General features: G+C 69.6%; 9 protein-coding genes and 1 pseudogene. 5 read left to right on the top strand and 5 right to left on the bottom strand.

Annotated features, from left to right (window positions below):
* From VJ655_RS16015 to tsaE, 4 genes and pseudogenes are all read right to left on the bottom strand, one after another.
* A pseudogene (locus VJ655_RS16015) lies at positions 1-1,085 on the bottom strand (double-strand break repair protein AddB); the annotation flags it as partial.
* Positions 1,082-1,819, bottom strand: a complete 738-nt coding sequence (gene murU / locus VJ655_RS16010) for an N-acetylmuramate alpha-1-phosphate uridylyltransferase MurU (protein ID WP_324112773.1) — start codon at positions 1,817-1,819, stop codon at positions 1,082-1,084. The pseudogene VJ655_RS16015 and the gene murU, both read right to left, overlap by 4 nt.
* Positions 1,820-1,830: 11 nt before the next feature.
* Positions 1,831-2,919, bottom strand: a complete 1,089-nt coding sequence (gene amgK, locus VJ655_RS16005) for an N-acetylmuramate/N-acetylglucosamine kinase AmgK (protein WP_324112771.1) — start codon at positions 2,917-2,919, stop codon at positions 1,831-1,833.
* Positions 2,909-3,355, bottom strand: a complete 447-nt coding sequence (tsaE, locus tag VJ655_RS16000; RefSeq protein WP_324112770.1) for a tRNA (adenosine(37)-N6)-threonylcarbamoyltransferase complex ATPase subunit type 1 TsaE — start codon at positions 3,353-3,355, stop codon at positions 2,909-2,911. Before tsaE ends, amgK begins: the two co-directional genes overlap by 11 nt.
* An 86-nt stretch (positions 3,356-3,441) precedes the next feature.
* Here tsaE and zapE point away from each other — a divergent pair, with 86 nt between their 5' ends.
* Entirely contained in the window at positions 3,442-4,560 is a 1,119-nt protein-coding gene (gene zapE, locus VJ655_RS15995; RefSeq protein WP_324112768.1) for a cell division protein ZapE, read from the top strand.
* Between the two features lie 8 nt (positions 4,561-4,568).
* Positions 4,569-5,156, top strand: coding sequence for an NUDIX domain-containing protein (locus VJ655_RS15990; protein ID WP_324112766.1), 588 nt, complete (start codon positions 4,569-4,571; stop codon positions 5,154-5,156).
* 22 nt (positions 5,157-5,178) lie between these two features.
* Here the strand turns inward: VJ655_RS15990 and VJ655_RS15985 are convergent, their stop codons facing one another.
* Positions 5,179-6,612 carry a sensor histidine kinase gene (locus VJ655_RS15985; RefSeq protein ID WP_324112764.1) on the bottom strand — a complete coding sequence of 478 codons (1,434 nt, stop codon included), beginning with the start codon at positions 6,610-6,612 and terminating at the stop codon, positions 5,179-5,181.
* A gap of 184 nt (positions 6,613-6,796) precedes the next feature.
* On the opposite strand from VJ655_RS15985, the gene sdhC reads away from it, so the two are divergent.
* From sdhC to VJ655_RS15970, 3 genes are all read left to right on the top strand, one after another.
* Positions 6,797-7,204, top strand: a complete 408-nt coding sequence (gene sdhC, locus VJ655_RS15980; protein ID WP_324112762.1) for a succinate dehydrogenase, cytochrome b556 subunit — start codon at positions 6,797-6,799, stop codon at positions 7,202-7,204.
* Entirely contained in the window at positions 7,171-7,626 is a 456-nt protein-coding gene (gene sdhD, locus VJ655_RS15975; RefSeq protein ID WP_324112775.1) for a succinate dehydrogenase, hydrophobic membrane anchor protein, read from the top strand. The genes sdhC and sdhD overlap by 34 nt, the downstream gene beginning before the upstream one ends.
* Positions 7,626-7,915: FAD-binding protein (locus tag VJ655_RS15970; protein WP_324112760.1), on the top strand; the 290-nt coding region annotated here is incomplete at its 3' end. The genes sdhD and VJ655_RS15970, both read left to right, overlap by 1 nt.

Here is a 7,915-nt window from a genome sequence, read left to right as displayed (position 1 = left end):
GCGCAGGCGCAGGCGGCTTCCTCTTCGGCGCGGGCGGCGATGACGGAGAAGCCCATCAACCCCTCGGCGATCGGATCCAGGTCCGGCGCCTCCGCGCGTAGGGCGGCGATCTGCGCCAGCCAGTCGGCGGTGGCCTCGGCGGGGCGCAGGGCCTCGTTGACGATCCGCCGCCGCCACCGACCCCGGCTGTCGACGTCGGGAACCCAGGCGCGGACGTCGGAGCGCGAGACGCCGGCCCGGTCCAGCAGGCGCTTCATGGCGCCCTGCGGATGCTGCTCGCCCTGGGAGCCCTCGATCTGGGTCCAGGCGGTGTCGGCGAGATCCTCGTCGAGGCCGGGCAGGACCACGGCACCCTTGGGCGCGGCGGCGATGACGCGCAGCAGATCGGCGGTGGCCGGGGCGGTGCCGGTCGAGCCGGCGGCGACCAGCACCTCGGTCGGCGGGCTTTCCGACCACTGCTTCTCCAGGGCCCGCAGCAGGCGCACGCGGCGCTCGGAGACGTCGATCAGGCCCAGGGTCTCCAACCGCTTGGGCCAGGCGCCGAGCACAGCCTTCAGGAACCGGGCCGAGACCTGCCAGTGCTGGGCCAGGTCTCCCTCGGCCAGGCCGTCCAGCCGATCCTCGAAGGCGATCTCCTCGATCTGGCAGCTGTCGAGGAAGTCGGACAGGGCCTTGGCCAGCTCCAGGGCCTGGACTGGACCGGGCTTGAACGAGAGCTTGTCGCCGTGATCGACGACCAGCCGCGCCAGTTCGAACCGCCGGCGGCGCGAGGCGATCGCCGGCGGCAGGTCGAGGGAAAGCTCGCCCGGCTCGAACGGCGGCTCGCCTTCGTCCAGGTCGCCCAGCGGTCGGATCTGCGGCAACAGCAGGGCCCGCCCGCCGCCCACCGCCAGGAAGGCGTCGGCAAGCGCCCGAGCCCCACGTCGGGTGGGGGTCAGCACGGTGGCGCGGGGCAGGGCCTCGGGCCCCAACGGCTCCAGGGTGTTCAGCAGGCCGCGCGCCAGGTCGTCGACGAACGGCCGGTGCGCGGGGATCGAGAACCAGCGCGGCCCCGGGCGCTCGAAGAAGGGGGCCTGGGGGCTCATTCTTGGGTCAAGCCTTGGGGGGAGAGTCTCGCCTCGGCCGCCAGCTTGGCGTCGGGGTCGCCGACGTGCATCCAGAGGCCGTCTGGAGCGACGCCGTGGACCCGGCGGTCGGCCGCTAGCCGTTTCCACAGGGGCAGCAGCGAGAACGGCCCTTCGGGACCGTCGGCGGTGATGGCCGGCTTGCAGATGTGAACGCCGACATAGACCAACGGCGCCATTTCGCCAGGATCCTTGAAACGGACCACGCCGTCGTCGCCCAGGAAGACGTCGCCGCTGTCATGGAAGCCGAGCGAGCCAGCGGTGGAGGCCAACATCAGGCAGACGTCCATCTTGGCCGGATCCCAGGCGGCTGCCACGGCGTCGACGGCCGAGGCGCCGTGCTCGATCCAGATCGAGTCGATATTGGCCACAAAGACCGCGTCCTCACTCAGCAGCGGCAGGGCGCGCTTGATTCCGCCGCCGGTCTCCAGGGCCTGGGCGCGTTCGTCGGAGATGACGATGCGTGGGCCCAGGCCCTTGGCCTCGCGAGCCTTCAGGTGGGCTTCGACCAGGTCGGCGAAGTAGTGGACATTGACCACGGCGGTCTCGATCCCGGCCGCGGCCAGCCGGTCCAGCATGTGGTCGATCAGCGCCTTGCCGTCGACCTCGACCAGCGCCTTGGGCCGGTCGTCGGTCAGGGGGCGCATGCGGGTGCCGAGACCCGCGGCCAGCACCATCGCGATCTTGGGAGCCATTGGCGGGCCGCTCATCGGCGCGCCTCCGCCGGCACGTAGCGGTCGAACCAGGCCTTGAGGTCGGCGAGGGCCGGGTCGGTCAGGTTCCGCTCCAGGTAGCGCCAGGTGCGCGGCATGTAAGCCTCGTACTGGCGACGGCCCAGCAAGGCCTGGCGAGCGAAAACCCGGCCCAGGATGCGGGCGGCGTTCGAGGCGGCCAGGGCGCGGTAGTCGGCGATGAAGGCTTCGCGATCGACGCTGGTCCGGGCGGCAAGGTAGTGGTCCAGCATGGCCGCCTCCAGCGCGGGCGACACGTCGCGCCGGGCGTCTTGCAAGAGGTGGGTCAGGTCCCAGGCGGGGTGGGCGCGCAGGGCGTCCTGGAAATCCAGCAGGCCGACGCGGGCCACGCCCTCGCGCTGCGGCAGCCACAGCAGGTTCTGGGCGTGATAGTCGCGGTGGGTGAAGACGCTGGCTCCGGCCTCGCCACGCACCCATATGGGCGCCCACAGCGCGTCCCATTCGGCCACAGCTTGCGGACTGAAGGCCGGGATGCCCGCGAACTGAGGCCACCATTCCAAGAAGGTGTCGGTGGCGTGCTTCAGAGCCAGGGCGTCATAGGTCAGCAACGGCCAGCGCACGTCGCCGATGGCCAGCACGTCCGGCGGCGTCTCGGCGTGCAGGGCCACCTGCAGGTCGACGGCGGCGTAGTACAACGGGCGCTCGTCCTGCCCTTCGGCGATCAAGGTGGCGTAGAGCCCGTCGCCCAGGTCCTCCAGCACCGCCAGGCCCTGCGCCACATCGTAGGCGAAGACGCGCGGGGCCGAGAGGCCGCGCCGGGTCAGATAGTCGGCGGTAGCGACGAAGGCGGCGACTGAGCCGGCGGCGAGACGGGCGGCGGCGTTGTAGCCCAGGGCCAGGCGCTCGGCGTCCGTGGCGCCCGGCGGGCAGACGACGCTTTCCAGCGCCGGCGGCTGGTCCATGAAGATGAAGCTCTCGTCTCCGCGATGCAGGCGCTCATAGCTCCGCGTGGAGGCGTCACCGCCCAGCGGCTGGCGGCGGACGTCGCCGAAGCCGTGGGTCTCCAGGAACGCGGCCTTCGCCGCTTCACGCTCAGAACTCAAGGGGGCGTCCTTCGAAACTACCGTGCCGCGTGATGGCGGCGCGCCGTGCGTCGCCGTCGAGAGCGATGTCTATATCGAGCCGATTCGCCGGCAAACGCCCTTCCAGTCGCTGCGGCCACTCGATCAGGGCGACGCCCCCGTCCAGCGCCTCATCCAGGCCGATCTCGTAGGCCTCGTCCGGATCGGTCAGGCGGTAGAGATCGAAGTGCGCGAGCGGAAAGGAGGGCGTCTCGTAGAACTGCACCAGGGTGAAGGTCGGGCTGGGGACCTCCTCGTCCGGCGCCGTCAGGGCGCGGATCAGGGCGCGGGCCAGGGTCGACTTGCCGGCCCCCAGGGGACCGGTCAGGCAGACCGCGTCGCCGGGCCGAAGGGACGTGGCGAGCTTGCGGCCCAGGGCCTGGGTCGCGGCCTCGTCGGGCAGGTGGAGGATGCTCATCCGTCTCCCATAGCGCTTCGTCCCGCCGATGTTGAGAGGCGCAAGGCCCTTCCCCCAGCGCCGCTCTCGCGCTAACCGCATCGGCGATGCCGACATCCCTCCGCACCGCCTATCGCGAGCGCCTGGCCCAGGGCGAGATCCGACACGACACCGCCCAGGCCGCCGCCGTCGAGGCGTTGTCGCGGTTGGAGGCCGATCTGGATGCGGCCGGCGAGCCGAACTTCTCGTTCTTTGGCCGCAAGCCCAAGAGCCAGCGCGGCGTCTATCTGTGGGGCCCGGTCGGGCGGGGAAAGTCCATGCTGATGGACCTCTTTTTCGACAGCGCCCCGGTGGCCAAGAAGCGGCGGATCCACTTCCACGCCTTCATGGCCGAGGTCCACGCCGACATCGACGCCTGGCGCAAGGGCGACGCGGCCGCGCGCAAGGCCCGTTTTGGCCAGTCGAAGGGCGACGACCCGATCGCGCCCACGGCCGAGCTGATCGCCCAGAACGCGCGCCTGCTGTGCTTCGACGAGCTGCAGGTCACCGACATCGCCGACGCCATGATCCTGGGCCGGCTATTCGAGGCGCTGTTCGCGCGCGGCGTGACCCTGGTGGCGACCTCCAACCGGCCGCCGGAGGACCTCTACAAGGACGGGCTGAACCGACAGCTGTTCCTGCCCTTCATCGACATGCTGAAGTCGGCCCTCGACATCGTGGCCGTGCGCGGACCGGTCGACTTCCGCCTGGATCGCCTGCGGGCGGCCCGCACCTGGCTTTCTCCGAACGACAAGGCCAGCCAGGCCGAGTTCGAGCGGCTATGGGCCGACATGCTGGACGGCGCGCCGGAAACAGGGGCGACCCTTGAGGTGCTGGGCCGCAAGATGCGACTGCCTCGGGCGTCCGGCGGTCTGGTCCGGGCCTCGTTCGCCTCCCTGTGCCAGCAGGCCCTTGGACCGCAGGACTACCTGGCCCTGGCCGAGCGCTTCCACACCGTGTTCCTGGAGGATGTGCCGCGCCTGACGCCGGCCCGGCGCGACGCGGCCAAGCGGTTCAACACCCTGATCGACGCGCTTTATGAAGCCGACGCCAAGCTGGTGGCGCTGGCCGAGGCCGAGCCGGAGACGCTGTACCCCGAGGGCGACGGCGCGTTCGAGTTCGAGCGCACCGTCTCGCGCCTGCAGGAAATGCGCTCGGCCGACTACGTTTCGCGCGTCCGCGATTGAGGAAATCCATGTCCGTCAAAGATCGCGTCCGCGTTCGCGAGACCAAGCTGCTTTCCGACAACTGGTACGTCCTGAAGACTACGACCTTCGACTGGAAGCGCCGCGACGGGACCTGGCAGACCCAGAGCCGGGAGACCTACGACCGCGGCAACGGGGCGGTGCTACTGCCATACAATCTTCCGAGCCGCACCGTGCTGCTGGTCAAGCAGTTCCGCTATCCGGCCTATGTGAACGGCTATGACGGTCTGCTGATCGAAGCCGCCGCCGGCCTGCTGGACGACGCCGAGCCCGAGGTCCGCATCCGCGCCGAGGTCGAGGAAGAGCTGGGCTATCGGCTGGGCGAGGTCCGCAAGGTGTTCGAGGCCTTCATGAGCCCAGGCTCGGTGACCGAGATCCTGCACTTCTTCGTCGCCGAGTACGACGCCTCGATGCGGATCGGCGACGGCGGCGGTCATCCCGACGAGGGCGAGGATATCGAGGTGCTGGAGCCGACGATCGACGAGGCCCTCGCCATGATCGCCGACGGCCGCATCCGTGACGCCAAGACCATCATGCTCCTGCAGCACCTGGCCCTGACGGTGTTCCCCCGAGGCTAAAGGAACGGGCGGCCGCCGGGCGCTAGTCCAGGTAGCGCGCCAGCGGCGTGTCGAAGCGGACCATCAGCCCCTCCTCGGCGTAATCGAACGCGATGCGGCCGCGAAGTTCGCCAGTGATGCTGCGCTCGATCAGGCGCGAGCCGAAACCTCGCCGCTGCGGTTTCACGGCGGGCGGCCCGCCGGTCTCGCGCCACTCGAACACCAGGCTGTCGTCGCCGGTCACCGACCAGGTCAGGACCAGTCGGCCGGCGGTGGCCAGGGCGCCGTATTTGGCGGCGTTGGTCGCCAGTTCGTGGAACACCATGCCCAGGGACAAAGCCACGCGCGCCGGCAGGTGAACATCGGGCCCGTCCATCGCCACGCGCTCGGCTCCGTAGGGGCCTAGCTCCTGGTTCAGGATCTGCCGCAGGCCCGCGCCGGCCCACTGGCTGTCTGTCAGGGCGTTGTGCGTGTGGGACAGGGCAAGCAGGCGAGACTCAAAGGCCTCCGCGAAGCTCGCGGGGTCATGGGCGCCGCGCAGGGTCTGCTGGGCGATCGCCTGGACCGTGGCCAGGGTGTTCTTGACGCGGTGGTTCAGCTCGTCGAGCAGCAGGCGCTGGCGCTCGTCGGCCTGGACCTGGTCGGTCATGTCGACGCCTTCGACGAAGACGCCCGAGGCGCTTCCGTCCGGCTCGACGATCGGCTGGTAGACGAAGTCGAGATAGCGCTCCTCGAGCGGTTCGCCGCCGGCCCGCTGCAGAGCGACCTTCACGCGGCGACCGACAAAGGCCTCGCGGGTGGCGAGCACCCGGTCGAGCAGCTCGACGAAGCCCTGGGCGGCTACTTCCGGCAGGGCGACGCTCAGCGGCAGGCCGGTCACCTCGCGATGGCCAACCAATTGGGCGTAGGCGTTGTTGGCGAGGTCAAAGACGTGGTCGGCCCCGCGCAGCACCGCCATGAAGCTGGGCGCCTGCATGAACAGGTTCCGCAGCTGGCGACTCTGCGACTGGACCGTCTCGGCGCGGCGCAGGACCTCGTCGCCCAGCATGGTGGCCGAGCGCGACCCGAAGGCGGCCTCCTTCAGTCGCTGGATCGCGGTCACGTCCTGCGTGTGCTGGAGGATGTAGCGCGTCGCGCCGGTCTCGTCGGGGATGGGCGTGTGGGTGGCGCTCCAGATGCGATCCTCGAAGCCGCCGCCCAGGTGGGCCGGGCGCTCGATGGCATAGTTGATCAGCGGCAACTCGGTCACTTCGCCGCTGTCGCGCGCCCTTGTCAGCGACGCCTCCAGTTCGGCCCGGCTGACGCCTTCCGAGGGAAAGGCCTCGAATAAGGGAACGCCCTCCAGATCCTCCCAGCGGCGCTGGAGGGTGCGCAGATAGGCCGCGTTGGCGGCCACATATCTGAACTCGCGGTCGAGCAGCATGTAGGGCGACGGAATGCGATCGAATATTTCGCGAAAATCGATCGGACTGGTCATTCGTCGCCCACGCTCGCCCCCTCGACGCAACCGAACCTAACGCAAGCTCGGCCTTGGCGGTTCCCTAATGTACCCGGCTTGGGAGTTGCGAACGTTTCTCAAGAGGCCCGGTTTAATTGACACCCCCGCCCTCGCGCTTAAAAGCGTCCCGCAACGCACAAAGGCTACTGAGGTTGGACCTCCCATGACCGACACGAGCCGGGGGCTGCCCGAGCGCCCGATGTCTCCGTACACGCAGGTGTGGCGCTGGCATATCACCATGGCCTGCTCGATCCTTCACCGGGGTTGCCTGGTCGCCCTCTATGTGGGCGCCGCGATCCTGGCCGGTTGGGCCGCCGCTCTCGCGGCCGGTCCCGGCGTCTACGCCGGCTATCTGAGCATCCTGGGCTCGCCGATCGGCAAGCTGGTGCTGCTGGGCGAGACCTTCGCCGTCTTCTACACCGCGGCCTATATCGTCCGTCAGGCCTTTTGGGACGTCGGCAAGGGCTTCGCGCCCCGCACCGCCGACATGACCGGCGCCATGTCGATCGCCTTCGCCGTCGTGGCGACGATCGTCACCTGGGTGCTGGCCGCCGCCAACGGAGCGTTCTGATCATGAGCAAGAACGACATCTATCAGCCGCAGCAGTTCCGCACGCCGCTGTCGCGCGCCCGCGGCCTGGGCGCGGCCCGCCATGGCGTCGACCACTTCATCACCGAGCGCGTCTCGGGCCTGGCCCTGGTCCCGCTGATGCTGTGGGGCGCCTATGCGGCCCTGAAGCTGATCGGCGCCGACCAGCACACCGTCGCCATGTGGCTGGGTCAGCCGCTGAACGCGGTGCTGGCGAGTCTGCTGCTGATCGTCGCCCTCGTGCACCTGCAGGGGTCCATGCGGGTGGTGATCGAGGATTATGTCCATCGCTTCACGACCAAGACCGCTCTGGTGATCGGCAACCTGTTCGTCTGCGTGGTCGCCGGCGCCGTGGGGATCTTCTCGATCCTGAAGGTGGCCCTGACCGTGACCGGAGCCCATTGATGTCGGCCTACAAGTTCATCGATCACAAGTTCGACGTCGTCGTCGTCGGCGCCGGCGGCTCGGGCCTCCGCGCCGCGCTGGGCGCCGCCCAGGCGGGCCTCAAGACCGCCTGCGTCACCAAGGTGTTCCCGACCCGCAGCCACACCGTGGCCGCGCAGGGCGGCATCTCGGCCTCGCTGGGCAACATGGGCCAGGACGACTGGCGCTGGCACATGTACGACACCGTCAAGGGGTCGGACTGGCTGGGCGACCAGGACGCCATCGAGTACCTGACCCGCAACGCCCCTGC

The organism is Caulobacter sp. (assembly GCF_035254145.1).
Classification (GTDB): domain Bacteria; phylum Pseudomonadota; class Alphaproteobacteria; order Caulobacterales; family Caulobacteraceae; genus Caulobacter.
The sequence above is the reverse complement of the archived record's forward strand: the minus strand, read 5'-3'. Positions and strand labels throughout refer to the sequence as shown.

Bases quoted from the DNA above. Each gene is read 5' to 3' on its own strand.
- murU (WP_324112773.1), bottom strand. From the start codon at position 1,819: ATGGCTCCCAAGATCGCGATGGTGCTGGCCGCGGGTCTCGGCACCCGC.
- tsaE (WP_324112770.1), bottom strand. From the start codon at position 3,355: ATGAGCATCCTCCACCTGCCCGACGAGGCCGCGACCCAGGCCCTGGGC.
- zapE (WP_324112768.1), top strand. From the start codon at position 3,442: ATGCCGACATCCCTCCGCACCGCCTATCGCGAGCGCCTGGCCCAGGGC.
- VJ655_RS15990 (WP_324112766.1), top strand. From the start codon at position 4,569: ATGTCCGTCAAAGATCGCGTCCGCGTTCGCGAGACCAAGCTGCTTTCC.
- VJ655_RS15985 (WP_324112764.1), bottom strand. From the start codon at position 6,612: ATGACCAGTCCGATCGATTTTCGCGAAATATTCGATCGCATTCCGTCG.
- sdhC (WP_324112762.1), top strand. From the start codon at position 6,797: ATGACCGACACGAGCCGGGGGCTGCCCGAGCGCCCGATGTCTCCGTAC.